Origin of the sequence: Butyricicoccus faecihominis, assembly GCF_024462775.1 — a bacterium.
Classification (GTDB): Bacteria; Bacillota; Clostridia; order Oscillospirales; family Butyricicoccaceae; genus Agathobaculum; species Agathobaculum faecihominis_A.
In genome coordinates, this window is the sequence record NZ_JANGCE010000024.1 from 1 (window position 1) to 25982 (window position 25982).

Sequence of the window (25982 nt, forward strand, 5' to 3'; positions counted from 1 at the left end):
CGCCTCCGGCGCACGCGTGCGCCGGAGGCGGCCTGTTTTTCTAGGATTCGTGCGCCGGCATTTCGGTTTGTTCTTCCACGCCGGGTTCGGTATAGCAACAGTGGCATACCTCCTGCTCGTCCATGCCGAGCAAGGCGCCACACTTTTTACAAAATTGCTGTTCCATCTTTATTCCTCCTGACCAAAATCCTCCGCCTCATCGCGTATCAGGGGCGGGCCTTCGCGCCGCAAAAGCGCAAAGGTCTTTGTGTTGTCGAACACCCATGTCTTGAGTTCGTTCCGCTTCAAAACGACCGGCATGCGGTCGTGCACCGCCTGCATCGAAGCGTTTGCCGGTTCGGTGAGGATGACGAAGCGCTGCTCGCCGCCGAACGTATGATACAGCCCGGCCAAATACAGCACCGGCTCTTCGGGCAGGGTAAAGCGGTATTTTTGCCGCTCGCCATAATGGGCCCACTCATAAAAGCCGCTGGCCGGTATGGCGCACCGACGGCACATGAGGCTGTTCCGAAACATCTTTTTCTCCCCGGCCGTTTCAGACCGGGCGTTGATGACCGTACCGCCTCCGCCCACACGCGGAAACCCCCATTTAATAGGCCGGGGGCTGAGTGTGTTCTCCTCTCCGATCAGCACGGGTACCGTATGCGTTGGGAATATCTCACCGGTTTCCATTTTGACATTCGGAAAACGCTGCCGCGCTTGCTCCCATAACTGCCGCAGTGTGGGCTGCTCCATGGAAAAAAGATACCTGCCGCACATAGCCTTTCCTCCCCCCTACTCATGAGGTGTTTTTATTTTAGAACAAATGTTCGTGTTTGTCAACTGTTACTTTTCCCTAGCGTGCCCTCCATTCATTCAAAAAAACCGGTCCGCCGCGAAAAGCGGCAGACCGGTTTTTGGAATGGTTATTCTCCTTCGGCGCGGATGCGGTCGACGATCGACTGACGCAGCGCAAAGCGATGGGTAATTAGGGGCAGCAGCGCGCCAAGGAGCAAGAACACAGGCGCGATGCACGCCACCGGCAAAATAGAGAACCGGTACGTGAAGAACCAGAATGTTGAGCCGAGCGCCGTTTGCAGCAGCGGCCCTAAAACAAGGCTCAGCACCAGCGACACGGCGACAGCCATGCCCGCGTAGCACAAGCCCTCATAAATCAGCATGCGGCGAAGCTGCTGCCCGGTCATGCCGACGGCCTGCAAGACCGCGAACTCGCGGCGGCGGGTCAGGATACCGGTAAGAATCGCATTGAAGAAGTTGAGCACGCCGACCAGACCGATCACCAGACTTAAAATGCTGCCCAGCATTAGGAACATGCTGCGGAAGGAATGGAATTCATCGACATAGCTCTGCTTGGATTCATAATCGAGCAGCGGATCGATATTCTCCGTGTAATCCTTTAAAAAGGCTTCCATTTCCGCGTTTGATTCGGGCGTGGTGTTAAACAGGTAGGTCATAATGTTCGACGTACCCGTATCGCGCTGAAACACATCGCTATTTAAAACGAACGCATCCGCACCGGAATAGCGGTAGCTCATCGCATGTTGCATGGTTACGCAGGCGGCGACCGTATAGGTCACATCGTGGTATTTTACCGCGCGGCTGCCTACGAAACCGGCCTCGATCTCCTCGGCGGGCATGACCTCGCCGGTTCGGACGTCGTAATATTCATATTCGTCCACATAGCGCAAGGTGACCTCGTCGCCTATCTTGGCCCAGTGCGAGGTATCGTACACCTCATTATAATCATTTGTTTCGTAAACAGCCGCGATCGCGTTCTGGCTGGGATCGTACAGCGGGGCGAGATCGCCCGCGACGATGTCCAGCCGGTCAAGCGGCAGCTTTTCCATACCATAGAGCTGCGCCCTATCAGCCACCGTGTTCTCCGGACCTCTTTCCGTGTCTTCCAACAGCCTATCCACCACTTCCGGACTGTTCCATCTGCCTTGCATTTGGCGGAACCATTCCTCGGAAACAAATTCCTGTACGGACGTGGTTTGGCCGTAGATACGACCGCCCTCCGTCACATCGCCCTTGGCGGTCACCGTATCAATCGCGTCCTCGGGCAGGGCTTGATCCTCGGAGGCAAAGCCGCCTCCTGTCTGGAAATAGTCCGCATTGCCAAGGATAAAGTCGGTAACGACCCAGTTGCGGAGATATTTATCCATATCGAAGCCGTTGGCGAAGGTATAGGTCACCTGCATCAAAACGACCGCGAGCGACAGCGAAACGATGACCAGCACCGTTTTCAAACGGTTACGGCCCAGATTGGCAAACGCCATATGCGGAATTTTCGCGCCCTTTTGGCCCTGCTTGATCTTCTTTTTTTGTTTGGCGTTCGCGCCCTCGGTATAGCGAACCGCCTCGACCGGAGAAACCCGCCCCGCGATACGGCCGGGCTTGCGGCACGAGATCAGCACCGTAATAAGCGAAAACAGCGTGGCGCCGATAAAAATAATCGGATTGGCGGTCACATGCGTGACCGTATAGGAAAGATTCTTCATGATCATCGGCGTGATCACCGTACCGCACACCCAGCCGATCAACAGGCCGATTGGAATGCCAGTGATTGATAGATAGAGCGCCTGCCGCCGTATAATGCGGCGAATTTGCCTGCCGGTGGTGCCAATGGTTTTCAAAAGGCCGTAAAACCGGATATCGTTCGTGACGGAAATCTGAAAAATGTTGTAAATAATCAGATACCCGGTAAAAATAAAGATGAGCAGCAAGACGATGATGGCGATCATGGTGGTGGGGTCGGCATTCGCCGCGAACTGCGCGCCGGTATACGCCCAGTTGACGCCGATCTTAATATAATTATCCTCGCCCGCGGTCTCATTCTGATAGCCATGGTTTTCGAGCACGGCCAGCAGGTCTTCCTTAATATGGTTCGTATTTTTGAAGTAAACGTTCAGGCTCCATTTACCGATCCCATAACCCGAGTCTGCCGGAGCGGTTTTTAGCTGTTCCTCCACGTAGGAGCGCGGCAGAATCGCCATGCTGGCCATGCCCGCCGAATCGTACTCCCACCAACCGGAAAGGGTGAACGTATCCTTTCGCTTGTCGGTCTCGCTCAGATCAAACGGCATTTCAACGGTCGCCCCAAGCTTGGGTTCCACGCCGAGCAGCTTCAAAATGCGAGTATCGCAGGCGATCTCCTTGGTGCCCTCGCGGGGGAGCGCGCCGGTCGTCGGCATATTCATGCCGCCCTTGGCGCAGTTTTCGTCCATGTAGCTTACTTCAATGTGGGCCTTGTTAAACGGCGGGTCGGTCGGCATGCCGAGCATCAGGCGCGTGGCGGTCTTGACGATCAGGGGGTCGTCCGCGAGCTCCAACATTTGCTCTTCGGTTAAATCCTTGAACGTGCCGTGCATATCGCCGCCGACCTGACGGAAGTTCTGCTGCTCGTACGAGGAAACGATCGTCATGCCGATGGTAAACAGCGCGGTAAACAGAATGGTCGTCAGCGCAATGGCGATGATCGCGACCCAGTTGCGCGCCCTACTGGCTTTCAGGCTTTTGCGCGACAGGTTCTGAATGCACTTTTTATTGGCTACTTTCAGCATGGTTATCGCCTCACGATCTGGCCGTCCTCGATGCGGACGATGCGCTGGGCGAGCTGGGCAAGCTCCTCGTTATGGGTGATCATGACAATGGTCTGTTTGAACTTTTCGCCCGTCACCTTGAGTAGGGAAAGCACGTCTTGACTGGTTTTGGAATCCAGATTGCCGGTCGGCTCGTCGGCCAGTAAAATAGCGGGCTTGGTCGCCAGCGCGCGGGCGATGGCGACGCGCTGCTGCTGGCCGCCGGAAAGCTGGCTCGGCAGGTTGGCAAGCTTGCTTTCAAGGCCCAGCGTGCGGATGATTTCATCCACATAGGTCTTGTCCACCGTGCCGCCGTCCAGCTCGATGGGAAGCACGATATTTTCGTAAACATTCAGCACCGGCACAAGGTTGTAGGCCTGAAATACAAAGCCGATCTTGCGGCGGCGGAAAATGGTCAGTTCATCATCCTTTAAAGAGAATATATCCTTTTGATCGACGAACACCTTGCCGCTTGTCGGCCGGTCCAGCCCGCCGAGCATATGCAAAAGCGTGCTTTTGCCGCTGCCCGAAGTGCCAACCACCGCGACAAACTCGCCGCTTTCAACCGAAAGGTCTAATCCATCCAGCGCGTTTACCTGTGTTTCCCCGCTGCCATATTGCTTGCGCAGCGCCTCAGTCTGTAATACGGTCATATCCCGTTCCTCCCAAATGAAAAGTCTGTATGGTACCTGCTTGGTACAATACAGACTATACCCCATGATCCTTGCGAGAGCCTTTCTGAAAACTAACAAGATTGACACAATTCATCCACGCGTCATTTAGCTGAGGCGTTTTTAAACGTGTGTTATCCTTAGCGTAGCGAAGGATCTCGCGCGAACGCGCGGGCATTACGTATGCATCGCGCGTTCGCGCGGGATTCTTCGGCCTAAAGGCCTCAGAATGACAGCGCAAATAGCGCTAAACGAAATGGCACTACAATTCATCCCGGAATTCTTTTAGACCTGCCGCCGTTTAAAGTCCAGATACCCCTGTAAGATCAGAGAAGCGGCCACCGCGTCCACGGTTTTCTTGTGCTGCTTGCTTTTTTTGCCGCTTTCGTGTAAAATAGCATGAGCTTCCACCGTGGTGCGCCGTTCATCCCAAAGGACGACGGGCACGCCGGTTTTCTCGCGCAGCTCCTCGGCAAGCTGTTCGCACTTTTGCGCGCGTTCGCCCACGGTGCCGTCCATATTTTTGGGATGTCCGAGGACGATCTCCTCTATTTTTTCTTCCCTGATGAACTGGACAAGCTTGTCGATCAGCTTGTCCCTGTTCCATTCGCTGATTACGCGGGGAGAACCGGCGATCAAGCCGGTCGCGTCCGACACGGAAAGGCCGGTGCGCGCGTCCCCGTAGTCGATACCTAAAATGCGCATAAGTGCCTCCTATATGTTGTGGTATACACAAGTATAGCACAACTATTCCAAAAATTCAGCACTTTTTTATATAGAAAAACTTGACCGGCCGCCACCGCCATGCTATAATAATTGAACCTATGCAGGTTCTTTTTTTTGTGCGCTTTTTTTGTGTGTCTCAGAAAAAGCTGCCGGAACACTGTAAAGGGAGGCAAGTTGCTCCCCCTGCTTATATAAAAGGTATATAGGCTGAAAAGGAGCACAGGTGGCCGCCGCCCTAACCCGGCGCGGCTGAAACAAAGAAGGAGGTGCCGTTAATGCGCGTAAAGGTTACGCTCGCCTGCACAGAGTGCAAGCAAAGAAACTATGACACGATGAAGAACAAGAAAAACGATCCGGACCGTCTTGAGATGAACAAGTATTGCCGTTTCTGCAAAAAGCATACGCAGCATCGCGAGACCAAGTAAGAGAAAGGAAGACGCTTCATGGCTGAAGAAACCAAAGCGAAGAAGCCCGGTCTCTTTGCACGCATAGGCAAATGGTTCCGCGAACTGAAAAGCGAATGCCGTAAGATCGTCTGGCCGACGCGGCAGCAAACCGTCAACAACACAATGGTCGTTATCGCAGCGGTTGTGATCGTGGGTATTTTCATCTGGATCCTCGACCTGATTTTCGGCGGTGTGGTCCAGTTTGCGCTGCTGCATTTTGCTTCCGCCGCCTAACTGAAGGAGGCTTATATGTCAGACGCTGCAAAGTGGTATGTGGTTCACACATACTCGGGCTATGAAAACAAAGTAGCCTCTTCGATCGAAAAAGCGGTTGAAAACCGCAAACTGCACGACCTGATCCCCGCGGTCAACATCCCGACGGAGACCGTGACCGAGGTGAAGGACGGCAAGACCCGCGAGGTGGAGCGCAAGCTCTTCCCCGGCTATGTGCTTGTCAAAATGATCTTGACGGACGAAACCTGGTACCTCGTGCGCAACACGCGCGGCTGCACCGGCTTTGTCGGGCAGGATAAGGCGGGCGGCAGCAAGCCTATTCCGCTGACAGAGGACGAGATCGCCGCGATGGGCGTTGAAAAGCGCGAGATCGAAGTAAGCTACGCGCTTGGAGACAGCGTGCGCCTCATCGATGGGCCGCTGGCCGGCTTTATCGGCGTGGTGGACGTGCTCGAACCGGATAAGAACAAGGTTCGCGTGGTCGTATCCATGTTCGGACGCGAGACCCCGGTCGAGCTGGAGCTCGATCAGGTCGAAACTGTTACCGATTGATTTTCCTGCGGAACGCATTCCGCATTACTCCGGGCGCGGGCGCGCCCGTATCAGGCAAGTGGGAGAGCCGCCAATAGGCTCGCCAGCCACCACATTTCGTTAAGGAGGAACCCTTTACAATGGCTCAAAAAGTAGTAGGTTATATCAAGCTCCAGATTCCCGCAGGCAAGGCTTCTCCGGCGCCTCCGGTAGGTCCGGCCCTCGGCCAGCATGGTGTAAACATCATGGCCTTTACCAAGGAATTCAACGAGCGCACCAAGAACGACGCAGGCCTGCTGATCCCGGTCGTTATCACGGTCTATGCTGACCGTTCGTTCAGCTTCATCACCAAGACGCCTCCCGCGGCAGTCCTCATCAAGAAGGCCTGCGGTATCGAGAGCGGCTCCGCCGTTCCGAACAAGACCAAGGTTGCCGTTCTGAAGAAGGCCGACCTGCAGAAGATCGCCGAAACCAAGATGCCCGATCTGAACGCCGCTTCTCTGGAAGCCGCGATGAGCATGGTTGCCGGCACTGCCCGCGCCATGGGCGTAACGGTGGAAGAGTAATTTTTTCCGCCCCCGAAGCTTGAATGTTTGTTTGACCGCCGCAGGCTGTATACCGCCGCGGGTGCGTCAAAGTGGGAGGGTATGGTTTCATCCTGTCCCCGCTATACCACTAAGGAGGATTTATTGTGCATAAAGGTAAAAAATATGTAGACAGCGCCAAGACCGTCGACCGCGCAAAGCTGTACGACGTGAACGAGGCGCTCACCACCGTTGTTTCCACCGCCAAGGCCAAGTTCGATGAGACCATCGAACTTCACGTAAAGCTGGGCGTTGACTCCCGTCACGCCGACCAGCAGGTTCGCGGCGCTATCGTGCTGCCCCACGGCACCGGCAAGAACGTTCGCGTTCTTGTGTTCGCCAAGGGCCCCAAGGCTGACGAAGCCGCCGCTGCCGGCGCGGATTACGTTGGCGCTGAGGATATGCTCGAGCGTATCCAGAAGGAAAACTTCTTCGATTACGACGTGGTTATCGCGACGCCCGACATGATGGGTATCGTTGGCCGCCTCGGTAAGATTCTTGGTCCTAAGGGCTTGATGCCGAACCCGAAGGCCGGTACGGTTTCCATGGACGTTGCCAAGGCTGTTCAGGAATCCAAGGCTGGTAAGATCGAGTACCGTCTGGACAAGACCAACATCATCCACTGCCCGATCGGCAAGGCCTCTTTCGGCCCCGAAAAGCTGATGGACAACTTCAGCGCTCTGATGGGTGCTATCATCAAGGCCAAGCCGTCCGCGGCAAAGGGCCAGTACGTCAAGTCCTGCGTGGTCGCTTCCACGATGGGCCCCGGCGTAAAGGTGAACGCTGCCAAGCTGATGGATTGATCGTTTTCCGCCAAAGGAATAACAAAGACCACGCTGCAAATGCATTTGCAGCGTGGTCTTTTTGTATCGTTTTATTCGGTTTGACACGTTGTTTCCACTTTTTCCGGCTTCTTATAGGGCAGTTCCACGGTGCTGATAAAGCTTTCGCTGCACGGGCTGTTTGCCATTACCACGCGCACAGAAAAGATACCATTTTCATACTTGGCGTCAAACGCGCCGTTATGCTTGTGCGCCATTTGCGACAACTGCCGCAGGCCGACGCCATGAAACGGGCCTTTCTTCGTACTGCGAAAGCGATATTTCTTCGCCGGTATTGGCGCGATCTCGCTGGGATTGTCGCAGAGAACACCGAAAAAGTATCCCTTTTGCTTGAGCACCAGACGGATGCGCCGGTTTTCCGGGTCTTTATTCTTTTCGCAAGCCTCAATCGCGTTATCCAGTACGTTAAACAAGACGGTGCATAAATCGGCCGTGGGCACATGCATCGGATTGGGATACCATATTTCGGCACTGATACGGATACCGCTTTCCAGCGCGCGAGAAAATTTTGCGTTCACCAGCGCGGCAACCGTGGGGTCGCGCACTTCTATCCACTGCCTTGTGGATAACGGTTCGGAATCAGCCATTTCTTTCAAATACTTTTTAATTTCCTCCAGTCTGCCCTCTTCGGCCAGCGTGCCCAACACTTGCATATGATTTTTAAAGTCGTGCCGTATCGCACGTGATTTTTCATAAAGCGAGCGTATGGTTTTGCTCTGTTCCTCTCGCTGGTCTGCTCGCAACAACTCGCTTTGAAGTTTATATTCTCGTTCATTACCACGAGACATATTGATTAGTAGCGCCAACATGATAATTAGCTGTAATGCAAATACAATAGGTAAAATAGGCGCAATATGATGCATCCAAAGCGGATCATCGTTTTGGGAATAGGAAAATGCAGTAACAAAACTTGCTAGCAGTGTAATGCCTGCGCCGAAACACACCCATTGAGACGCATGTAGATAGCGCTGTTCTCCTACCCCAGCTTTTCGATAAATAGTATAAATTGCGCTACCTAGTAATAGGTATAACAATCCGCGCGATTCCAGTGTACCATAAATTTGAAAGAAGGATGTTCCCAAAACGCTCTCCGTCGTGACACTAGGATAGAAAAGAGCTAGGACAAATGTCGCTGTGCTTTCACAAAGGTATAACAATCCAAAATAAATCGCTGGTAAGCAAAACGATATTCCAAAACGATGGTTTGACAGAATATAGCATGTAACGATATCAATAATAAAAGCCACTAATGATTTAATTAAATACGGTACGGGAGTAAAACTAAGAATTAGTGTTGGAAACAAATTAATAGCAAGAAGTACTAGTATTTGTGATCGAGTTAGATTTTTCCCAAACGGTCTTAGTACTATATAGTATAGTAGACAAGAAAGGAATACATCTCCGAAGGAGGAAACCACAGATAAAATCGATTCCAGCATGTTGTCCCTCACATATCTGTCAATGCAGCTTTTACATTGTCTGCAAAACCACGGCTTACCGGTACTTTCTTTCCGTTATTCATGCAAAGCCCCTGCACTTCACATGAGCAAATGCTATTGCGATTCACAAGATAAGAACGATGGCACTGTATAAATTGATTTTTCGGCACCTCGTTTACAAAATCCGCGAATTTTTTGCGGTATTTGATCATGCCGTTCTTCGTATAAATGTGGCAGTAATGTTCGGCCGCTTCGATAAATATCACATCGCAGTAGTGAATTAATATTTTCTTTCCCTTCTGGGCAAGAATAACGATCTCCTGTGATTTTGTCTCAGCCAGACCGGCAGCGTGTTCCAAGCAAGGCATGCAATCCTCTTTCCCAATCGGCTTGAGTAAATACCGGTACGCTTGAACGGTATACCCCTCAACCGAATAGGATTCATGGTTTGTGGTAAAGACGATCGGCGTGCGCCCGGTCACCTTACGAATGCGCCGCGCCGTGTCGATTCCGTTTTCCTCTTTCGTTTCAATATCCAGAAAGAATAGATCGGCCCAAAGGATATCGTCCTCCTCTATTTCCGACCCATCGGCAAAGGTGCGAAAGACTGTAAGCATTTGCAATTCTTCCGCTGTCCTTTTGATTGTTTTCTGCGTTTGTTCCATGGTAATCGGCTCGTCCTCGACCAGCGCAATATGTAAAACCATATTTTCACTTCCCTCTTTGCAATTCGTGCCTATTCCCCTTCAATTCATGCCAGTTATCTTGTTATTTATATCCCAATCTTTTATACTTAATTATAGCCCAAGAGCGCGGAATTTTCAAACTATGGAGGGTATTATTATGAAAAATAAAAAAATTTGGCTAAAGCAGCTTCTGATGTCCGCCGCCACCACGATCAGCATGTTCGCCATTTTCATGAGCAAAATGCCTTGTGAAGGAAAATTTTATCAGCCCGAAGTACCGGAGCAGCTCCGCAAGTGATCTAAAACCACGTTTTTTTCACCTGCACAGAACTTTTTCTTGCATTTATAAAAAGCTTCTCTTCCATCAGAGAGGCTTTTTGTTATGTTTCGCAATTATTCCATAAAGTTTTCGTTTTTGACTTGACAAACGCGTCCCCACTCTATATAATATAAGAGCTTGGTCAGAGACAGCTGGCAGCCGCAAGGCTTAAAAGGCGATTACGCCGCCCGCCGAGGTCAACACGGAACTGTATCATCATGTTATCTGTGTACCCTCCCTGTGTCTTTGCACCGGGAGGGTATTTTTATTTTTTAGGAGGTGAATATAGATGCCGAATGCAAAGGTTCTGGAAGAAAAGAAAGCAATGGTTGCGAACCTGGTCGAAAAGATCAAGAATTCCCCCGCTGGCGTTCTGGTCGACTACAAGGGCATCAATGTTGAGGACGACACCAAGCTCCGCCGTGAGCTGCGCGCCGCTGGCGTTGATTATGCTGTAATCAAGAACACCCTGATTCGCTTCGCCGCCAAGGAGCTCGGTTTCGATGCGCTCGATGAGCACCTGAACGGTACGTCCGCTTTGGCTATCTCGACGACGGACGACGTGATCGCCCCCGCCAAGATTCTGGGCGACTTCGCCAAGAAGCACGAAAACTTCACGATCAAGGCCGGTTTCCTCGATGGCGCCGTTGTTGACGCAGCCGAGGTACAGAAGCTCGCAAGCATGCCGAGCAAGGAAGTCCTGATCGCGCAGGTGCTGTACTCCTTCAACTATCCCATCATGCAGCTTGCTATCGCGTGCGACGCGATCGTCAAGAAGGCCGATGGCAACATGGATATGAAGGTTTCCGACCTGCTTGCCCCCGCAGCCGCTCCCGTAGCTGCTGAAGCTTCCGCTGAGGAAGCACCCGCTGCTGAATAAGCAGAAAACAAAAATAAATTTAAAACAAAACGGAGGTATATCCCATGTCTGTTGCTGAGATTATGGAAGCTGTAAAAGAGCTCAAGGTAATGGAGCTCTCCGAGCTGGTTAAGGCTCTGGAAGAAGAATTTGGCGTTTCCGCTACGCCCGTAGCTGTTGCCGGTGCCGGCGCAGGTGCTGGTGACGGCGCTGCCGCTGCCGAAGCCAAGACCGATTTCGACGTCGTTCTGGTTGAAGCTGGTTCCTCGAAAATCAACGTTATCAAGGTTGTTCGCGAGATCACCGGTCTGGGCCTGAAGGAAGCGAAGGAGAAGGTTGACACCGCTCCGCAGACGATCAAGGAAGGCGCTGCTGAGGCAGAGGCCAACGAGATCAAGGAGAAGCTCGAGGCTGCCGGCGCGAAGGTCGAACTCAAGTAATTTTTCCGCTTTTAAAAGACGTGCTGCAAATGATTTTGCGGCGCGTCTTTTCTTTTTGCCCATTTTCCTGTACAATAGAAATATCTATACCGTATTGTCATTCCGTGAAACCGCAAGGCGGACTTTGCCCGCCCGTTATTGGCACGCAAACCGGAAATGACATGGCGCTACACCGAAAGGGGAATCTTTTTTATGACCAATCCGGAAGTCGGTACCGTCGCCCAGTGTTCGCGTCTGGCCGATGGCTTGTATCAGCTTGTCATTCACGCGCCCGAGATCGCTTCGCGCGCGAAATGCGGGCAATTCGTTCATATTTTATGCGGCGAGGGCAACTTCCTCCGCCGCCCGATCTCTATTTGCGATGTCGACGCACCGCGCCTGCGCATTGTGTTTCAGGTCAAGGGCGAAGGCACCAAATGGCTGTCCGAGCGCAAGGCGGAGGACAAACTCGACCTGCTTGGCCCGCGCGGCCGTGGGTTCGACCTTGCCAAGCTGGGCGCAAAGCCGGTATTCATCGGCGGCGGCATCGGCGTACCGCCCATGCTGTACGCGACAAAGTGCGCCCAGAACGCGGGCGCGAAACCGAGCGCTATCTTAGGCTTCCGCTCGCAAAGCGCCGTTATTCTTGAAGAGGACTTTGCCTGCCCCGCCACCGTCTGCACGGACGATGGCTCCTACGGCGTACACGGCTTTGTATCCGACGTTTTAAAGCAACAGGCGGCGGGTTTTACGGGCATTGCCGCCTGCGGCCCCAAGCCGATGCTGAAAGCGATCGCCGCGATCGCGCAGCAAGCGGGTCTGCCCTGTCAGGTATCCATGGAAGAGCGCATGGGCTGCGGTATCGGCGCATGTCTGGTATGCGCCTGCGCGCTGAACGCGGAAAACGGCGAGACCCGGTACGGCCACGTTTGCAAGGACGGCCCGGTATTTGACGCAGAGGAGGTGCAGTGGTAATGGTGGATATGACGGTAGACCTGTGCGGCGTTACCCTGAAAAACCCGGTGACCACCGCCTCCGGCACTTTTGGCTTCGGCCATGAGTACGGCGAATTCTTTGACCTGTCCGCGCTTGGCGGCATCGGCGTAAAGGGCCTGACCCCGCACGAGCGGCTTGGAAACCCCGCGCCCCGCATCGCGGAAACGCCCATGGGCATTTTAAACTGCGTCGGCCTGCAAAACCCCGGCGTAGACCGCTTTATCGAAGAGCAAATCCCCTTTTTGCGCCAGCATGATACCAAGATCATCGCCAACGTATCAGGCAATACGGTGGAGGAGTACGCCGGGATCGTGGAACGCATTTCCGAAGCGGATATTGATTTGATCGAGCTGAACATCTCCTGCCCGAACGTGAAATGCGGCGGTCTGGCCTTTGGCACGCGCACCGATATGGTGACCGAGGTCGTTTCCGCGGCGAAAAAACATGCAAAGAGGCCGCTGATCGTCAAACTCAGTCCCAACGTGACCGATATTGCCGAAATCGCGCGCGCCGCCGTGGACGCGGGCGCGGACGCGCTTTCGCTAATCAATACCCTGCTGGGCATGCGCATCGACATCGAAACGAAAAAGCCCATCCTCTCCAACGTGATGGGCGGCCTGTCCGGCCCGGCGGTGTTCCCGATCGCGGTGCGTATGGTCTATCAAGTGCGCCGCGCGGTCTCCGTACCGATCATCGGCATGGGCGGCATCCGCACCGGGCGTGACGCGGTGGAAATGCTCATGGCGGGCGCGGACGCAATCGCCGTGGGCACCGCCCTGTTCGCCGATCCCCTCGCCCCTGTGCATGTGCTGGAAGAGATGCAGGAATGGATGGAAGCGCACGGCGTGCGCTCTGTACGCGAATTGACCGGCGCGGTAGAGGTGAACGCATGAAGACCACCGTTTACCTTGTGCGCCATGCCGAGGCCGAAGGCAACGTATACCGCCGCTGCCACGGCCAGTATGACAGCCTGCTCACCCCGCGCGCCTATCAGCAGCTCCCCTACCTTGCCGAGCGCTTCAAAGAAGTACCGCTGGACGCGATCTACGCGTCCGACCTGTTCCGCGCCCGCACAACCGCAAAGGCGATCGCCGCCGCCAAGGGCATGCAGGTGGAGATACGGCCCATTCTGCGCGAGATCGATATGGGCGATTGGGAGGACCTAACTTGGGCCGAGCTGCCGGTATTCTGGCCCGAGCAATACCATGAGTGGCAGACCCGCCCGTGGGACGCCGCGCCGCCGCACGGCGAAAGTGTCATAAACGCGGGCGCGCGCATGCTCGGCGGCGTGCGCGAACTGGTGCGCGAGCATGAAGGGCAAGCCTTCGCCGTGGTCACGCACGGCTCGGCTATTCGCGGCGCGCTTACCATCGCAAACGGCCTGGCGCCCGAACAAATGGTCGAGATCGGCTGGGGCGACAATACCTGTGTGGCCAAGCTGGAATTTGACGGGCCGGATTCGGTCTCCGTCGTTTACCAGAACGACGCCTCCCATTTACCGGCGGAGCTTTCCACCTTCGCCTCCATCGGCTGGACAAACAACAAGGGCCAACCGACCACCCTTCAGCTCTGGTTCCGCCGCGCCGATCCGCTGGACAAAGCGGACGCGGAAAAGATTGTGCACTTCATGCGCGAGATCCACAAAAACGCCTACGGCACCGATCTGGGCGTGCATCCAGACGAGATCCTGTCGCATATCGAGGAATTGCAACGCATCTCCCCGCGTTCGGTCACCTTCGGCGTGCTGCCAGACGGCGAGATCGCGGCGCTCGTTTATATGAACACCTCGTATGAGGATGAGCCGAACGTCGGCCTTGTCGGCGGCTTCTGCATCGAGGATCAGTACCGCGGCTGCGGCCTGTCCCAGCAGATCCTTGGGCAGGCGATCAGCGTGTACCGCGCGCTGGGCAAGGAATACCTAGTCGCCCATGTGGCCGTGCACAACGAACGCGCCAAGGGCTTTTACCATAAATATGATTTTGAGCAGCGCGGCGAATACCGGAACGAAAACGGCAACCACTACCGCATGTTCAAACGCATCGCGGTTGATTGACCCAAATAAAAGCCGCCTTTGGCCCCAGTATGACGGGGCCAAAGGCGGTTCTTTTTATTTAAACGGACACGCCGTTTTTTTCGAGCAAGCGCATCACTTTATCGATGATCGGTTCGGGGTCAACGATTGTATACTGCATGCCATGCATCGGCTTGACACGCGCCTGCACGGCGCCCAAAACGGGCGAACCGATCTTCACCATCACCGACGCCCCTTGTTCCGTCAGCGGATTGATCATGACCGCGATGTACGGCCCTTGTTCCAGCGAAAAGGTCTGCGCATCGACGCCCGGCGGCGTGTACCGCAGGTCGGCCTGCCGGATTAGATCGAGCAATGCCGCTTGGTCTTCGTCATATAGCGTCGCATGGCGGAACTCGTCCGAGTGGTCCACAAGGACATCTACCAGCAAATGTTTGTTTTCCGGCAGCCGCAAATGCCGTACCGGCAAAAAGCATGCCAGCGCGGTACAGACCGCCGCCATACACAGCATCGCGGCAAGCCGTTTCAGCGGACTTTTCATGGCAAGCCTCTCTTTCTTTTTCCGGATGCCAAAACAGGAAGCAGCGTTGCCTGCTTCCTGTTTTTCTTTTGACTTAAATGGTGTTGATGTCCACCATTTCGCAATTTTCGATCTTCACGTCGCCTTCCAGACAGCGCAGCAGCGCGGAGGCCGTGTCAATGCTGGTCAGACACGGAATGGCGCGCTCTACCGCCGTGCGGCGGATATGCACCGAGCCAAGCTCCGGGTGGCGGCCCTTGACGGAGGATGCGATGACATAGTCGATCTTGCCCGATTCGATCAAATCGATGATGTTCGGGCCGGGCTCGTCCACGTTGCGCACCGCGTTGGTCGCGACCATGTGGCGGTTGAGCACGTTGGCGGTGCCGCTCGTCGCGTAGATCTCAAAGCCAAGGGCTTCAAAACGTTCGCCGATGCGGATGGCTTCCTGCTTGTCCGAATCGCGCACCGAGATCAGCACGGCGCCCTTCTTCTTCATCTGGAAGCTCGCGCCGATCAGGCCCTTGAGCAGCGCCTCGCGGAACGAGGTGGATACGCCCAGCACCTCGCCGGTGGATTTCATTTCCGGCCCAAGCTGGGTATCGAGATCGCGCAGCTTCTGGAAGGAGAACACCGGCACCTTAACGGCGTAGTGGTCGCTTTCCGGGTGCAGGCCGGTGCCGCAGCCCATGTCCTTCAGCTTTTCGCCGAACATGCAGCGCGTCGCAAGGTCTACCATGGGCACGCCCGTCACCTTCGAGATATACGGCACGGTACGAGAGGAACGCGGGTTGACCTCGATCACGTAGACCTCGTCGTTATACAGAACGAACTGGATATTGACCAGACCGAGTACCGCGAGCGACTTGGCCAGCGCCTCGGTATAGCGGATAATGGTCTCCTTATGCTTGGGCTCTATGGTGATGGACGGATAAACGGAGATCGAGTCGCCCGAGTGAACGCCCGCGCGCTCCATATGCTCCATGATGCCGGGGATGAGGATCTCATCGCCGTCGCAGATGGCGTCGACCTCGATCTCGCGGCCCATCATGTACTTATCGACCAGCACCGGATTTTCCACCTTGTTGCGGGTGATGACCTGCATGAATTCGCGCACGTCCTCTTCCTTGTACGCGATTTCCATGCCCTGTCCGCCGAGCACGTAGGAGGGACGGACGAGTACCGGATAGCCCAGCTCATCCGCGGCCTTTACCGCTTCTTCCTCGGTCATGACGGTATGACCCGCCGGGCGCGGGATGCCGCAGTTTTCGAGGATCACGTCGAACTTCTCACGGTCCTCCGCCGCATCGATCGACCACGCGGGCGTGCCGAGGATCGGTACGCCGAGCGATTCGATATGCGCCGCAAGGTTGATGGCCGTCTGTCCGCCGAACTGCACGATCGCGTAATCCGGCTTTTCCGCGTTCACCACGCCGGTAACGTCCTCCGGCGTCAGGGGCTCGAAATACAGGCGGTCGGCCGTGTCAAAGTCGGTGGATACGGTTTCCGGGTTATTATTGATGATGACGGTCTCGCAGCCAAGCGCCTTCAGCGCCCACACCGCGTGCACCGAGCAGTAGTCAAATTCGATGCCCTGACCGATACGGATCGGGCCGGAGCCGAGAACCAGCACCTTTTTCTTGCCCGTGGCGGGCTTTACCTCGGTCTCCTCATCATAGGTGGAGTAATAGTAGGGGGTCTCGGCCTCGAACTCGGCGGCGCAGGTGTCTACCGTTTTGTAAACGGGCAGGCGCTTGACAGCCGAAATATCCTTACCGGAAAGCTCTTCGATCGTCTTATCGAGGAAGCCCATCTTCTTGGCGCGCAGATAAAGCGCGGAATCGATCGTATCGGCAGCGGCGATCGCCTTTTCCATTTCGACGATGTTCCAGAACTTGTGCAGGAACCATGTGTCGATCGTGGTGATGCGGTGCACGTCCTCGATGGACAGAATGCCGCGGCGGAACGCCTCGCAGATGTGGAACAGGCGCTGGTCGTCCGTGGTGGCGACGCCCTTTTCAATCTCCGCGTCGCTCTTCGCGCGCAGATGGGGCATGATCATGCTGTTCATCTTGATCTCGCAGCCGCGCACGGCCTTCATCATCGCGCCCTCGAACGAATTGTCGATCGCCATGACCTCGCCGGTGGCCTTCATCTGCGTGCCGAGCGTATTGTCCGCGTAAACGAATTTATCAAACGGCCAGCGCGGGAACTTGACCACGCAATAGTCGATCGTCGGCTCGAAGCAGGCCTTGGTCTTGCCGGTAACGGCGTTCATGATCTCGTCCAGACCGTAGCCGATCGCGATCTTGGCGGTCACCTTGGCGATCGGGTACCCGGTGGCCTTGGACGCGAGCGCGGACGAACGGGATACGCGGGGATTGACCTCGATCACAGCGTACTCGAACGATTCCGGGTTCAGCGCGTACTGCACGTTGCAGCCGCCCTCGATGCCCAACTCCGTAATGATGTTGAGCGCGGAGGTGCGCAACATCTGGTATTCCTTGTCACACAGCGTCTGGCTGGGCGCGACGACGACCGAGTCGCCGGTGTGCACGCCGACCGGGTCGACGTTTTCCATATTACAAATGGTAATGGCGTTGCCCTTGGCGTCGCGCATGACCTCGTACTCGATTTCCTTCCAGCCGGAGATGCACTTTTCGACCAGAATTTCGTCCACACGCGAATACATGATGCCGGACGCGGCGATCTCGCGCAGCTGCTCCCAGCTATAAGCGATGCCGCCGCCCGTGCCGCCGAGCGTATACGCCGGGCGGATGATAACGGGCAGGCCGATCTCGCGCGTGAAATCCACCGCGTCCTCGACCGTGTGCACAACCTTGGAGGCGATGCACGGCTCGCCGATCTTCTCCATCGTATCCTTGAACAGCTGGCGGTCCTCGGCCTTGGCGATGGTATCCGGCTTGGCGCCCAAAAGCTTGACGTTCATTTTATCGAGGAAGCCGCTTTCGCACAGCTCCATCGCAAGGTTCAGACCGGTCTGTCCGCCCAGATTGGGCAGCAGGCTGTCCGGCCGTTCCTTCTTGATGATCTCCTGCACGGCTTCCACGGTCATGGGTTCGATATAGACCTTGTCCGCCATGGCTTTGTCGGTCATGATGGTTGCGGGGTTGGAGTTGACGAGCACGACCTCCAGCCCTTCCTCGCGCAGCGCGCGGCAGGCCTGCGTGCCCGCGTAGTCGAACTCGGCCGCCTGACCGATGACGATCGGGCCGGAGCCCAGCACCATTACCTTATGAATATCCTTGCGCAGCGGCATTAGCGGCAGCCCCCTTTCGCTTGATCGATGTTTTCGATGAACAGATCGAACAGATAGCTCGTGTCCATCGGCCCGGGGCATACCTCGGGGTGGTACTGTACGGTGAAGACCGGACGGCCGACATGCTCGATGCCTTCCACCGTGCCGTCGTTCAGGTTGACGTAGCGCACGCGGGCGACCGCCGGGTCGACCGATTCACCCACGACCGCGTAGCCGTGGTTCTGCGAGGTGATATAGGTGCGGTCGCGGTCGATATCCTTTACCGGATGGTTGACGCCGCGGTGGCCGTACTTGAGCTTTTCCGTCTTCGCGCCGATGGCGAGCGCCAACAGCTGGTGGCCCAGACAGATGCCGAAAACAGGCAGGCCGGTTTCGAGCAGATGGCGAAGGTTTTCGACAACATCAACGTTCTCCGCCGGGTCGCCGGGGCCGTTCGAGAGCATGACCGCGTCAAAGCCCTGTTTGACCAGCTCTTCCGCCGGGGTGAGCGCCGGGATGGTGGTCACTTCGCAGCCGCGCTTTTGCAGCTCGCGCTCGATGTTATACTTTACGCCGTAGTCATACAGGGCGATGCGGTACTTGGTTTCGCCCTCGGCCGGGTAAACGGTCGAATCCTCGCAGGTGACGGCTTTTACCGCGTCCTTTACCACATAGGCTTTCATTTCGGCGATCGTCTGCTCGGAGGGCTCAAAGCCCTCCGTGTAGATGATGCCGTTCATCACGCCGCTCGAACGCAGCAGGCGGGTCAGCCGCCGGGTATCGATGCCCTGCAGGCCGACGACCTTCTGCTCCTTTAGGTATTCGTCCAGCGTCATCTTGCAGCGCCAGTTGGACGGATACTCCGCGATCTCGCGCATGATAAAACCGGAGACCCAGCTTTTGCGGGATTCATAGTCTTCAAAATTGATGCCGTAGTTGCCGATCATCGGATAGGTCATGGTGACGATCTGGCCGTAATAGGAAGGATCGGTCAGAACCTCCTGATAGCCCGCCATGCCGGTGTTGAATACGACCTCGCCAATGCTTTGGCCTTCGTAACCGACGCTCGTGCCTTCCAGCAAAGTGCCGTCGGCAAGCAGTAAAAACGCTTTTTTCAAGTGCTAATCACTCCTATTTTTTATCTGATTCCTGCCATCCCCACAAAAAGAGGCAAATGGGAATTTACTTGATTGCCGCGACGATCTCATCGCGCATGCGGATCGCTTCGGCGCGGGCGGCTTCCTTGTAATCGTCGCCGCCGTTTCCGGTCTTTTTCCACGCGCACATGATGCCGCGCGACGAATTGACGATCGCGCCTAGGCCGTCGTCGTTAAAGGCGTTTGCAATGTCCTTCGCGGTCGCGCCCTGCGCGCCGTAGCCCGGCACGAGGAAATAGCTCTTGGGCAGCGTTTCGCGAACGATCTTCTGCTCCTCCGGGTAGGTCGCGCCGACCACCGCGCCGATCTGGCTGTAACCGCAGGGGGCAACCAAACCTTCGCCCCACTTGGCCACCATTTCAGCCATGCGCGCGTAAAGCGGCCTGCCCTCCATATCGCGGTTTTGCAGCTCGCCGGAGGAAGGGTTCGAGGTCTTGACCAGAATGAACAGGCTCTTTTCCCGCTCGCGGCACTCCTTGAGGAACGGCTCGATGCCGTCCGTGCCGAGGTAGCCGTTTACCGTGGCCGAATCGCAGCCGTACGGCGCGATCTCGGTATCGCCCACGCGGGTCTTGCCCAAATAAGCTTCGGCGTAGGCCGTGGCCGTCGCGCCGATATCGTTTCGCTTGATATCGCCGATCACGTACATGCCCTTGGCGTGCGCGTAGTCGATGGTCTCCTTCAGCGCCATCGCGCCGTAGGAGCCGAGCAGCTCATAATAAGCGGCCTGCGGCTTGACGGCGGGAACGATGTCGCACAGCGCGTCGATCAGGCCGCAGTTAAAAGCGACGACGCTTTCGGCGGCGGCGCGCAGGGTCTCGCCGTGCAGCATCATATTGCGGCTCGAGATATGCGGCGGGATGTACTCGAGACGGGCGTCCAGCCCGGCGACGGTGGGGTTGCCTTTTTCTTTGATCTTCTCTACCAAAGTTTCAATAGACATGTGCTGCACTCCTTTTCCAGCGGTTGATAGGCTTACAGAATGGTGACGATATCCTCCCCATCGACCTCGGTGACGCGCACGCGGACGCGTTCTTCCTTGGCCGTGGGCAGGTTTTTGCCGATATAGTCGGGCCGGATGGGGATTTCGCGGTGTCCCCTATCGATCAATACGGCGAGCTGGATGCGGCCCGCGCGGCCCAGATAGGACACGGCCTCGATCGCGGCGCGCACCGTGCGGCCCGTATAGAGCACATCGTCCACGATGATGACGGTCGCGTTCTCGACCCGGCGGTCCGGCTCGGGCAGGGGCAGGTCGCGGCGGGGCTTGTCGTCCCGCCACGGGGTCACGTCCAGCTCGATCACGGGCGGTGCGGCGCCCTCTACCTCGCGCAGCTTGTCGGCGATACGGCGGGCCAGATAAACGCCCCGCGTGCGCACGCCGGCGAGCAGCACGCCTTCCGTGCCGCGATTTTTCTCCACGATCTCGTAGGCAATGCGTGTGAGCGCCCGGCGCACACCGTCGGCATCCATAATGACAGCTTTTTGTTCGGGCATGCTGCGCCCCCTTTCCTAAAAATGCAAAAAAGCTTTCTGCCAATAGCAGAAAGCCGCACAAAAACGCCAGCTATCCCTTTGTAGAGAGACCGGGCGCGCACTGATTTTCTGCCTTGGCGAACTCGCGGGTTGCACCTTAAAGGCGGATTGTTATCGTTATTATATCCTATGCGGGCGATTTTGTAAACAGCCGAAACGACAAAACAATCTTGTTTTTTGTGCCAGAAATAGTGAAATACACCGACAAGTCCGCAGGACGGGTTTCTAAACACTGTATATGCAATCCTATTGTCCCGCAAGGAGAAATAGACTATACTGAATATAAGTTAACACACGGTTAGGAGGGCGCACTTTGAAAAGCGTACACAGCCTGCAATATAAAAACGCAAATAAGGAAGAGTATCTGCCGGGCCGCACGGCGGAATTCCCCTATATCGCCTCCTACTGCGAACTGGACAAGTACATTGGCCGAGTCGTGCCTTGGCATTGGCACAAGGAGGTCGAACTGTTCTACGTAAAAAGCGGCACAGTGGAATACTTCACGCCCAAAGGGAAGACCGTGTTCCCCACCGGTTCGGGCGGCATTCTCAATTCCAACGTGCTCCATACCACCAGACCGCAGGACGGACCGGATGAAACCATTCAGCTCTTGCATATTTTTGATCCCTCGCTGATCGGCGGTCAGCAGGGCTGCCGGATCGAGCAGAAATTTGTCACGCCGCTGATCACCGCCCAGCAAGTCGAACTGATCCGCCTGTCCGCGGACGACCCCGCACAGGCGCGCACGATCCAGATGATCCTAGATTCATTCGATATCGCACCGGAGGAGCCCACTTATGAGATCAAGCTGCGCGCGGCGTTATCAGAAATCTGGTGCCGGTTGCTGGAGCTCGCGCAGCCTTTGCTCCAAGAAAAAGGGAAATATGATAAAACCAACGAAAAGCTGCGCGTGATGATGATCTATATCCATGAGCATTTTTCAGAAAAACTACCCATTGCGCAAATCGCCGCCTCGGCCTTTGTCAGCGAACGCGAGTGTTTCCGCGCCTTTCAGCAGTACCTGCATATGACGCCCGCGGAATACCTGAAAAGCTACCGCCTGCAAAAGGCGTGTCACATGCTGGCAAGGAGCCGGGAATCGATCACCGCGATCTGCCACGCCTGCGGCCTTGGCAGCAGCAGCTATTTTGGCAAGACCTTCCGCGAAAGCATTGGCTGTACGCCGCTGGAATATCGGCGCAAATGGCAGGATTACGATATTACTGGGCAGGAATAATATATTTTTAAAGAAAAGATTGCACTATACTGATATCAACAAAGGTGATAGGGCAATCGACGATACGCTGCCAGACGCGGTCACCTTAGGGTGGCCGCTTTTTTATGGAACGGAGGTGCGCTATGTTTCATCTGAGTATTTTCAATTTGAAGGGCTTTTTCCAAACAGTGGACCGCTGCACCGGCGCCGTCTATCTTGTGTGTCCGGACGGCAGCAAAAAGGATATCAACAAGCAATTTGATTTACAGCAAAGCTTACAGCGGCAGTTTTTTGAAAATAAGCGGTATTTGCGCCTTTGTCTGGATGTGCCGGGCGTCAGCGATTATTTGAGCGTCGTCTGTTTTTCCCTTGGCGATTATTAAATTCGATCCCATCCATATTTTCATCATAAGGGAGCCCGGCTGCTGCACAGCCGGGCTTTCCCCATGCCGTGAAGCGATCATTTTTTGTTAATTTTTCCACTCCGTTTATGCAATTTTTGTTCTTCCGCCGCGGCGCGTAAATTCTCAGCCGATTCGGGCAAACTGAATATGCAGCACCAAGTGAATCTATTTTTTGAAAGGCGGCAGACGAATATGCGAGTTTCTCCCTTTATTTCCGGCATTGCCACCGGCGCGGTGGCAGGCGCGGTCGTTTCGATGGTAGCGGCAGGCGCGATGCTCAACCCCTCGATCCGACGCAGCGTTCAGCACACGGCCCACAAGGCCGAGCACGCCATGCAGCACGCGGCTAAGAACGTGAACCAGATGATCGGCTAAAGTTTCCCCCTCTTCGCCCGCAAAACAGCCCGCTGCGTTTGCAGCGGGCTGTTTTGCTTTATTTTTCCTTGTCTGTTTGCTGTTTATACAGAGTCAAGATCCATAGAACACAGTCCCGCCGTTCCTTCGCCGTTTGGATGTATTCCTCGATCTGCGCCTGCGATAGCTTTTCCCCCTTACACATTTCATCCGCCAGATCAATGTTATCGATCAGCCAATAAACTCCTTTCTGCATCCATTCAGGCAAAGTTCTCATTTTTTCAAGGATCTTTTCAATCGCTTTTTCTTTGGAATCCATCGATTTTTCCTCCTTATATTGTATCACTATGTAATGCACTACTATTCTACACCAAGCGACCTGTAAATCGTGGAATGCATACATTCCAAAGGAAAATTTATTTTTAACTGTCCGTGACAAATGCGGCATCCGCCGCGCATTTCATCGCGGGCGAAGCGAGCCGCCTACGGTTGCGTTCCCTCACGCCGCGGACGGCCGAGTGGGGTCACTCGGCCCTACGAGAGGTGCGTGTTTTCCCCTTACCAGAAGCGGCTGACATTGCGCGAACGCACGTTTCTTTGGAGGCTCGCTACGCTCGCAATATCATGCGCGGCAGCAGCCGCGAAGGAACGTCGCGCCGCCCGGCGCGGGGGCAAAGGGGAAGGAACAACCATCCGGTTTTTCCTTCCCCCTTGACCTCCATTCTTTTCCCTTACTCTTGTATGGGGCGGCGCAAGCCGCCTTTTTGTTTTGCATGCGAGTTGCTGCGTGCCATACCGGGTGCCTAGGGATTCAGTGGATGGGTTGCTCCGCTCGGCCGAACCGGCCTGTTTGGTGCGCCCACAGTGGTTGACGCTTCGTTCTCGGCGCGCCGAGAACGTGGGAATCACTTGTTCGCGGCGGTGCGAACCGCTGGGATGTAGGGCGGGACGCCTCGGCCCGCCGCGTTTTATGGCGAGCGAAGCGAGCCGCCAAAAGAAAAGCGGCCCCCCCCCCCCCCCCCCCCCCCCCCCCCCGCCAAAAGAAAAGCGCCCGGAACCGAAGTTCCGGGCGCTTTCCCATGTGATCGACAGTTTTTAGCGGATCGGCAGCATCTTGCCGGTCTCGAAGGATTCCTTGCAGCGGTAGGCGGCTTCGGATACGGCGGTGCCGTCGTATACGGTCAGGTCGGCGGGCTTGGTGCCGTTCTTGACATGGCCGACAAACGCGGTCATTTCGGCAACGAAAGCCTCGTGCCAGCGGCTCATGAAGTCCGGGTAGTACTCCTCGCGCGAGCCGTGCTCGTCGACGATGTTCAGCAGATTCTGCGCGCCGACGTTCGCAATGCGCAGCGTGCCCTTGGTGCCGATGATCTCGGTCTCCACGTTGGAGCCGGCGGCGTGGGTGCGGTTGGTGAACATAAAGCCCATTGCGCCGTTATCGCACTGTACGGTGGCGCAGGCGTTGTCCGCGTCGTTCAGTTCCTTGTAAAGGTCGAATTCGAACACGCTGCCGATCGCCCATACGTTCTTGATGTCCGAGCCGGTGAACCAACGGATCAGATCGATATCATGCACGCACATATCCAGATACTGGCCGCCGGAGTGCGGCGCGAACTTAAGCGTGGATTCGATCGTGGAGCGGGGGTCCTGCGTGTAGGAACGAACCAGCACGACCTTGCCGATGTCGCCGTTATCGATACGGCGCTTGGCGTCCGCGTAGGACTTATCAAAGCGGCGCATGAAGCCGAGCTGGAAGATCAGGTCGGGATGGGCGGCGACAACCTTCTCCGCATCCTTGCACTGCGCTACGTCGGTGCCGAGCGGCTTTTCGCAGAATACATGCTTGCCGTACTTCATTGCGGTCTCGATCTGCTGGGTGTGCAGGAAGGAGGGGGTGACGATCGCGACGGCGTCCAGCTCCGGGTTCTTGCACATCTCTTCAAAATCGGTATAAGTATTCGCAACGCCCAGCTCCTCGGCCACTTCCTTTACGCGCTTTTCATCGGCATCGCAAATTGCGGCGAGCTCGCAGCCCGGCACCTGTGTGGCAAGGTTGCAGGCGTGCTCATAACCCAGGCGACCCAGACCGACCGAACCAATCTTTACTGTTTTCATCATGCATTCTCCTTTAAACTCTCGTTCTCTCTCCGGGGCCTCTCTCCCAGCCCCTTAACTTGTCTTTATTGTACTGCCGCACAGGCGAAAAAAATAGAGCATTCTTGCTTTTTGATAGAAAAATAGCGCCGCTGGAACACCCGTCTCCGGCGGCGCTATTTCATAAACTTCCTTAATCTTGCGATTCATGCACCACATACTCCCGGCGGAAGGTGCGCGGCGACATGCCGACCGCCTTGGAAAACTGAGCGTTGAAGTGGCTGGGGTTGTCATACCCGACGACCGCGGCAATGCGCGTGACGGGCAGATCGGTGGTAATGAGCAGGGTCTGCGCTTCGCCCACGCGGCGGCGCAATACATATTGCAGCGGCGAGTAGCCGGTGACCTGCTTGAACACATGCGATAAGTAATATGGGCTGACGCGCAGGCTGTCCGCCAGCGCTTGCAGAGAAAAATCCTCCGCGAAGTGCGCGTCGATATAATCCTTGATGCGGCGGGACAGCGCGTTTTCATCCGCCGTGCGCCCCGCGTTCTCGCCGCCGAGATACTGCCGCACAACGGATAAAAGCGCCATGAGCAGGTGATGGCTGCCGTCCTCGTTCCCGGCCTTGAGTTCGTCAAACAGCAAAGCGTACAGCCGTTCCAGCCGCACGGTTTGCGCCTCGGTCAAGCGGTAGACGGGCGAAGCGTCATCCCTTGTCAGCGCGTTTTCGCGCAGGCCGGGCACCGCGAGGCCGCCGAACGCTAGGCTGTAGCTTGCGATCTTTGCATCCGGCCCGGAGCGTTCGTCGTGCACCACGCCGCTGTTATAAATGAATAGGTCGCCCCGCCGCGCTTCGTACGCGACGCCGCCGACCGAGTAAACGCTTTCGCCGCCGCAGATCAGCACGACCTCGACCAAATCCTTATGCGCGTGCATGACGCGCGGGTGGACGCTGGCCTCGGCTTCCGTCCGGCTGACACTAAACAAACGCGGCATGCCCGGGAGCCCGAATACCGGCTCGTATTCCTTTTTGACAAAGCATTGGATCACAGGGCGCCCTCCCATCCTTCTTA

At 55.9% G+C, this 25982-nt stretch carries 30 protein-coding genes and 1 other annotated feature; of the genes, 14 read left to right on the forward strand and 16 right to left on the reverse strand.

Annotated elements, in window-relative coordinates; all coding sequences use genetic code 11:
• Nucleotides 1-40: 40 nt before the first annotated feature.
• The 5 genes from NE562_RS12165 to ruvX form a co-directional block, all read right to left on the reverse strand.
• Complete coding sequence (locus NE562_RS12165; protein ID WP_280962696.1) at nt 41-166, reverse strand: hypothetical protein; 126 nt, start codon at nt 164-166, stop codon at nt 41-43.
• A 2-nt stretch (nt 167-168) separates the two neighbouring features.
• Nucleotides 169-759 carry an SOS response-associated peptidase gene (locus NE562_RS12170; RefSeq protein ID WP_280962697.1) on the reverse strand — a complete coding sequence of 197 codons (591 nt, stop codon included), beginning with the start codon at nt 757-759 and terminating at the stop codon, nt 169-171.
• A 146-nt stretch (nt 760-905) separates the two neighbouring features.
• Nucleotides 906-3563 (reverse strand): ABC transporter permease, encoded by a 2658-nt coding sequence (locus NE562_RS12175; protein WP_280962698.1) that lies wholly within the window; start codon nt 3561-3563, stop codon nt 906-908.
• Between the two features lie 2 nt (nt 3564-3565).
• Complete coding sequence (locus NE562_RS12180; RefSeq protein WP_280962699.1) at nt 3566-4234, reverse strand: ABC transporter ATP-binding protein; 669 nt, start codon at nt 4232-4234, stop codon at nt 3566-3568.
• Nucleotides 4235-4537: 303 nt separating this feature from the next.
• The gene (gene ruvX / locus NE562_RS12185; protein WP_280962700.1) at nt 4538-4957 is read right to left on the reverse strand and encodes a Holliday junction resolvase RuvX; all 420 of its coding nucleotides are present in this window, start codon (nt 4955-4957) and stop codon (nt 4538-4540) included.
• Between the two features lie 296 nt (nt 4958-5253).
• Here ruvX and rpmG point away from each other — a divergent pair, with 296 nt between their 5' ends.
• The 5 genes from rpmG (at nt 5254) to rplA (ending at nt 7576) form a co-directional block, all read left to right on the forward strand.
• Nucleotides 5254-5403, forward strand: coding sequence for a 50S ribosomal protein L33 (rpmG, locus tag NE562_RS12190; RefSeq protein ID WP_280962701.1), 150 nt, complete (start codon nt 5254-5256; stop codon nt 5401-5403).
• Between the two features lie 18 nt (nt 5404-5421).
• A complete protein-coding gene (secE, locus tag NE562_RS12195; protein WP_280962702.1) occupies nt 5422-5658 on the forward strand; it encodes a preprotein translocase subunit SecE in 237 nt (78 codons plus the stop codon).
• Nucleotides 5659-5673: 15 nt separating this feature from the next.
• A complete protein-coding gene (nusG, locus tag NE562_RS12200; RefSeq protein WP_280962703.1) occupies nt 5674-6210 on the forward strand; it encodes a transcription termination/antitermination protein NusG in 537 nt (178 codons plus the stop codon).
• A 119-nt stretch (nt 6211-6329) separates the two neighbouring features.
• Nucleotides 6330-6755, forward strand: coding sequence for a 50S ribosomal protein L11 (rplK, locus tag NE562_RS12205; protein ID WP_280962704.1), 426 nt, complete (start codon nt 6330-6332; stop codon nt 6753-6755).
• A 125-nt stretch (nt 6756-6880) separates the two neighbouring features.
• Nucleotides 6881-7576: a 50S ribosomal protein L1 gene (rplA, locus tag NE562_RS12210; protein WP_280962705.1), complete on the forward strand. Its 696-nt coding sequence runs from the start codon at nt 6881-6883 to the stop codon at nt 7574-7576.
• Between the two features lie 71 nt (nt 7577-7647).
• Here the strand turns inward: rplA and NE562_RS12215 are convergent, their stop codons facing one another.
• Both NE562_RS12215 and NE562_RS12220 read right to left on the reverse strand, forming a co-directional pair.
• Nucleotides 7648-9054 carry a sensor histidine kinase gene (locus NE562_RS12215; RefSeq protein WP_280962706.1) on the reverse strand — a complete coding sequence of 469 codons (1407 nt, stop codon included), beginning with the start codon at nt 9052-9054 and terminating at the stop codon, nt 7648-7650.
• 8 nt (nt 9055-9062) lie between these two features.
• On the reverse strand, nt 9063-9761 hold the full coding sequence (locus NE562_RS12220; RefSeq protein ID WP_280962707.1) for a LytR/AlgR family response regulator transcription factor: 699 nt from the start codon (nt 9759-9761) through the stop codon (nt 9063-9065).
• Between the two features lie 136 nt (nt 9762-9897).
• On the opposite strand from NE562_RS12220, the gene NE562_RS12225 reads away from it, so the two are divergent.
• The 6 genes from NE562_RS12225 to NE562_RS12250 all read left to right on the forward strand — a co-directional run bounded on the left by NE562_RS12225 (nt 9898) and on the right by NE562_RS12250 (nt 14386).
• Complete coding sequence (locus NE562_RS12225; protein WP_280962708.1) at nt 9898-10038, forward strand: hypothetical protein; 141 nt, start codon at nt 9898-9900, stop codon at nt 10036-10038.
• A 145-nt stretch (nt 10039-10183) separates the two neighbouring features.
• Nucleotides 10184-10334: a sequence feature (ribosomal protein L10 leader region), on the forward strand.
• 14 nt (nt 10335-10348) lie between these two features.
• Entirely contained in the window at nt 10349-10939 is a 591-nt protein-coding gene (gene rplJ / locus NE562_RS12230) for a 50S ribosomal protein L10 (RefSeq protein WP_280962709.1), read from the forward strand.
• 44 nt (nt 10940-10983) lie between these two features.
• Nucleotides 10984-11358 carry a 50S ribosomal protein L7/L12 gene (gene rplL, locus NE562_RS12235; protein ID WP_280962710.1) on the forward strand — a complete coding sequence of 125 codons (375 nt, stop codon included), beginning with the start codon at nt 10984-10986 and terminating at the stop codon, nt 11356-11358.
• A gap of 192 nt (nt 11359-11550) precedes the next feature.
• Nucleotides 11551-12312 carry a dihydroorotate dehydrogenase electron transfer subunit gene (locus tag NE562_RS12240; protein WP_280962711.1) on the forward strand — a complete coding sequence of 254 codons (762 nt, stop codon included), beginning with the start codon at nt 11551-11553 and terminating at the stop codon, nt 12310-12312.
• Complete coding sequence (locus NE562_RS12245) at nt 12312-13226, forward strand: dihydroorotate dehydrogenase (protein ID WP_280962712.1); 915 nt, start codon at nt 12312-12314, stop codon at nt 13224-13226. The genes NE562_RS12240 and NE562_RS12245 overlap by 1 nt, the downstream gene beginning before the upstream one ends.
• Nucleotides 13223-14386 (forward strand): bifunctional histidine phosphatase family protein/GNAT family N-acetyltransferase, encoded by a 1164-nt coding sequence (locus NE562_RS12250; RefSeq protein WP_280962713.1) that lies wholly within the window; start codon nt 13223-13225, stop codon nt 14384-14386. The genes NE562_RS12245 and NE562_RS12250 overlap by 4 nt, the downstream gene beginning before the upstream one ends.
• 58 nt (nt 14387-14444) lie before the next feature.
• Here the strand turns inward: NE562_RS12250 and NE562_RS12255 are convergent, their stop codons facing one another.
• From NE562_RS12255 to pyrR, 5 genes are all read right to left on the reverse strand, one after another.
• Nucleotides 14445-14906: a hypothetical protein gene (locus NE562_RS12255; RefSeq protein WP_280962714.1), complete on the reverse strand. Its 462-nt coding sequence runs from the start codon at nt 14904-14906 to the stop codon at nt 14445-14447.
• 73 nt (nt 14907-14979) lie between these two features.
• Nucleotides 14980-18165, reverse strand: coding sequence for a carbamoyl-phosphate synthase large subunit (gene carB / locus NE562_RS12260; protein ID WP_280962715.1), 3186 nt, complete (start codon nt 18163-18165; stop codon nt 14980-14982).
• Complete coding sequence (locus tag NE562_RS12265) at nt 18165-19262, reverse strand: carbamoyl phosphate synthase small subunit (RefSeq protein WP_280962716.1); 1098 nt, start codon at nt 19260-19262, stop codon at nt 18165-18167. The genes carB and NE562_RS12265 overlap by 1 nt, the downstream gene beginning before the upstream one ends.
• 64 nt (nt 19263-19326) lie before the next feature.
• A complete protein-coding gene (gene pyrF, locus NE562_RS12270; protein ID WP_280962717.1) occupies nt 19327-20244 on the reverse strand; it encodes an orotidine-5'-phosphate decarboxylase in 918 nt (305 codons plus the stop codon).
• Nucleotides 20245-20276: 32 nt separating this feature from the next.
• Nucleotides 20277-20798 carry a bifunctional pyr operon transcriptional regulator/uracil phosphoribosyltransferase PyrR gene (pyrR, locus tag NE562_RS12275; protein WP_280962718.1) on the reverse strand — a complete coding sequence of 174 codons (522 nt, stop codon included), beginning with the start codon at nt 20796-20798 and terminating at the stop codon, nt 20277-20279.
• 352 nt (nt 20799-21150) lie between these two features.
• Here pyrR and NE562_RS12280 point away from each other — a divergent pair, with 352 nt between their 5' ends.
• From NE562_RS12280 to NE562_RS12290, 3 genes are all read left to right on the forward strand, one after another.
• On the forward strand, nt 21151-22074 hold the full coding sequence (locus NE562_RS12280; protein WP_280962719.1) for an AraC family transcriptional regulator: 924 nt from the start codon (nt 21151-21153) through the stop codon (nt 22072-22074).
• A 122-nt stretch (nt 22075-22196) separates the two neighbouring features.
• The gene (locus NE562_RS12285; protein ID WP_280962720.1) at nt 22197-22436 is read left to right on the forward strand and encodes a ribonuclease HII; all 240 of its coding nucleotides are present in this window, start codon (nt 22197-22199) and stop codon (nt 22434-22436) included.
• Between the two features lie 213 nt (nt 22437-22649).
• Nucleotides 22650-22832 carry a hypothetical protein gene (locus NE562_RS12290; protein WP_280962721.1) on the forward strand — a complete coding sequence of 61 codons (183 nt, stop codon included), beginning with the start codon at nt 22650-22652 and terminating at the stop codon, nt 22830-22832.
• A 58-nt stretch (nt 22833-22890) separates the two neighbouring features.
• Here the strand turns inward: NE562_RS12290 and NE562_RS12295 are convergent, their stop codons facing one another.
• The 4 genes from NE562_RS12295 to NE562_RS12310 all read right to left on the reverse strand — a co-directional run bounded on the left by NE562_RS12295 (nt 22891) and on the right by NE562_RS12310 (nt 25959).
• The gene (locus tag NE562_RS12295) at nt 22891-23130 is read right to left on the reverse strand and encodes a hypothetical protein (RefSeq protein ID WP_280962722.1); all 240 of its coding nucleotides are present in this window, start codon (nt 23128-23130) and stop codon (nt 22891-22893) included.
• A 776-nt stretch (nt 23131-23906) separates the two neighbouring features.
• Nucleotides 23907-24929: a Gfo/Idh/MocA family oxidoreductase gene (locus tag NE562_RS12300; RefSeq protein ID WP_280962723.1), complete on the reverse strand. Its 1023-nt coding sequence runs from the start codon at nt 24927-24929 to the stop codon at nt 23907-23909.
• A gap of 51 nt (nt 24930-24980) precedes the next feature.
• The gene (locus tag NE562_RS12305; protein ID WP_280962724.1) at nt 24981-25115 is read right to left on the reverse strand and encodes a hypothetical protein; all 135 of its coding nucleotides are present in this window, start codon (nt 25113-25115) and stop codon (nt 24981-24983) included.
• Nucleotides 25099-25959, reverse strand: coding sequence for a helix-turn-helix domain-containing protein (locus NE562_RS12310; protein ID WP_280962725.1), 861 nt, complete (start codon nt 25957-25959; stop codon nt 25099-25101). Before NE562_RS12310 ends, NE562_RS12305 begins: the two co-directional genes overlap by 17 nt.
• Nucleotides 25960-25982: the final 23 nt, after the last annotated feature.

Bases quoted from the DNA above. Each gene is read 5' to 3' on its own strand.
- rpmG (WP_280962701.1), top strand. From the start codon at position 5,254: ATGCGCGTAAAGGTTACGCTCGCCTGCACAGAGTGCAAGCAAAGAAAC.
- rplK (WP_280962704.1), top strand. From the start codon at position 6,330: ATGGCTCAAAAAGTAGTAGGTTATATCAAGCTCCAGATTCCCGCAGGC.
- NE562_RS12220 (WP_280962707.1), bottom strand. From the start codon at position 9,761: ATGGTTTTACATATTGCGCTGGTCGAGGACGAGCCGATTACCATGGAA.
- NE562_RS12165 (WP_280962696.1), bottom strand. From the start codon at position 166: ATGGAACAGCAATTTTGTAAAAAGTGTGGCGCCTTGCTCGGCATGGAC.
- NE562_RS12300 (WP_280962723.1), bottom strand. From the start codon at position 24,929: ATGATGAAAACAGTAAAGATTGGTTCGGTCGGTCTGGGTCGCCTGGGT.
- NE562_RS12170 (WP_280962697.1), bottom strand. From the start codon at position 759: ATGTGCGGCAGGTATCTTTTTTCCATGGAGCAGCCCACACTGCGGCAG.
- carB (WP_280962715.1), bottom strand. From the start codon at position 18,165: ATGCCGCTGCGCAAGGATATTCATAAGGTAATGGTGCTGGGCTCCGGC.
- ruvX (WP_280962700.1), bottom strand. From the start codon at position 4,957: ATGCGCATTTTAGGTATCGACTACGGGGACGCGCGCACCGGCCTTTCC.
- NE562_RS12180 (WP_280962699.1), bottom strand. From the start codon at position 4,234: ATGACCGTATTACAGACTGAGGCGCTGCGCAAGCAATATGGCAGCGGG.
- NE562_RS12215 (WP_280962706.1), bottom strand. From the start codon at position 9,054: ATGCTGGAATCGATTTTATCTGTGGTTTCCTCCTTCGGAGATGTATTC.
- NE562_RS12295 (WP_280962722.1), bottom strand. From the start codon at position 23,130: ATGGATTCCAAAGAAAAAGCGATTGAAAAGATCCTTGAAAAAATGAGA.
- nusG (WP_280962703.1), top strand. From the start codon at position 5,674: ATGTCAGACGCTGCAAAGTGGTATGTGGTTCACACATACTCGGGCTAT.
- NE562_RS12290 (WP_280962721.1), top strand. From the start codon at position 22,650: ATGCGAGTTTCTCCCTTTATTTCCGGCATTGCCACCGGCGCGGTGGCA.
- pyrF (WP_280962717.1), bottom strand. From the start codon at position 20,244: ATGTCTATTGAAACTTTGGTAGAGAAGATCAAAGAAAAAGGCAACCCC.
- NE562_RS12175 (WP_280962698.1), bottom strand. From the start codon at position 3,563: ATGCTGAAAGTAGCCAATAAAAAGTGCATTCAGAACCTGTCGCGCAAA.
- NE562_RS12250 (WP_280962713.1), top strand. From the start codon at position 13,223: ATGAAGACCACCGTTTACCTTGTGCGCCATGCCGAGGCCGAAGGCAAC.
- NE562_RS12240 (WP_280962711.1), top strand. From the start codon at position 11,551: ATGACCAATCCGGAAGTCGGTACCGTCGCCCAGTGTTCGCGTCTGGCC.
- NE562_RS12245 (WP_280962712.1), top strand. From the start codon at position 12,312: ATGGTGGATATGACGGTAGACCTGTGCGGCGTTACCCTGAAAAACCCG.
- secE (WP_280962702.1), top strand. From the start codon at position 5,422: ATGGCTGAAGAAACCAAAGCGAAGAAGCCCGGTCTCTTTGCACGCATA.
- NE562_RS12285 (WP_280962720.1), top strand. From the start codon at position 22,197: ATGTTTCATCTGAGTATTTTCAATTTGAAGGGCTTTTTCCAAACAGTG.
- rplJ (WP_280962709.1), top strand. From the start codon at position 10,349: ATGCCGAATGCAAAGGTTCTGGAAGAAAAGAAAGCAATGGTTGCGAAC.
- NE562_RS12225 (WP_280962708.1), top strand. From the start codon at position 9,898: ATGAAAAATAAAAAAATTTGGCTAAAGCAGCTTCTGATGTCCGCCGCC.
- NE562_RS12255 (WP_280962714.1), bottom strand. From the start codon at position 14,906: ATGAAAAGTCCGCTGAAACGGCTTGCCGCGATGCTGTGTATGGCGGCG.
- NE562_RS12305 (WP_280962724.1), bottom strand. From the start codon at position 25,115: ATGAATCGCAAGATTAAGGAAGTTTATGAAATAGCGCCGCCGGAGACG.
- rplL (WP_280962710.1), top strand. From the start codon at position 10,984: ATGTCTGTTGCTGAGATTATGGAAGCTGTAAAAGAGCTCAAGGTAATG.
- pyrR (WP_280962718.1), bottom strand. From the start codon at position 20,798: ATGCCCGAACAAAAAGCTGTCATTATGGATGCCGACGGTGTGCGCCGG.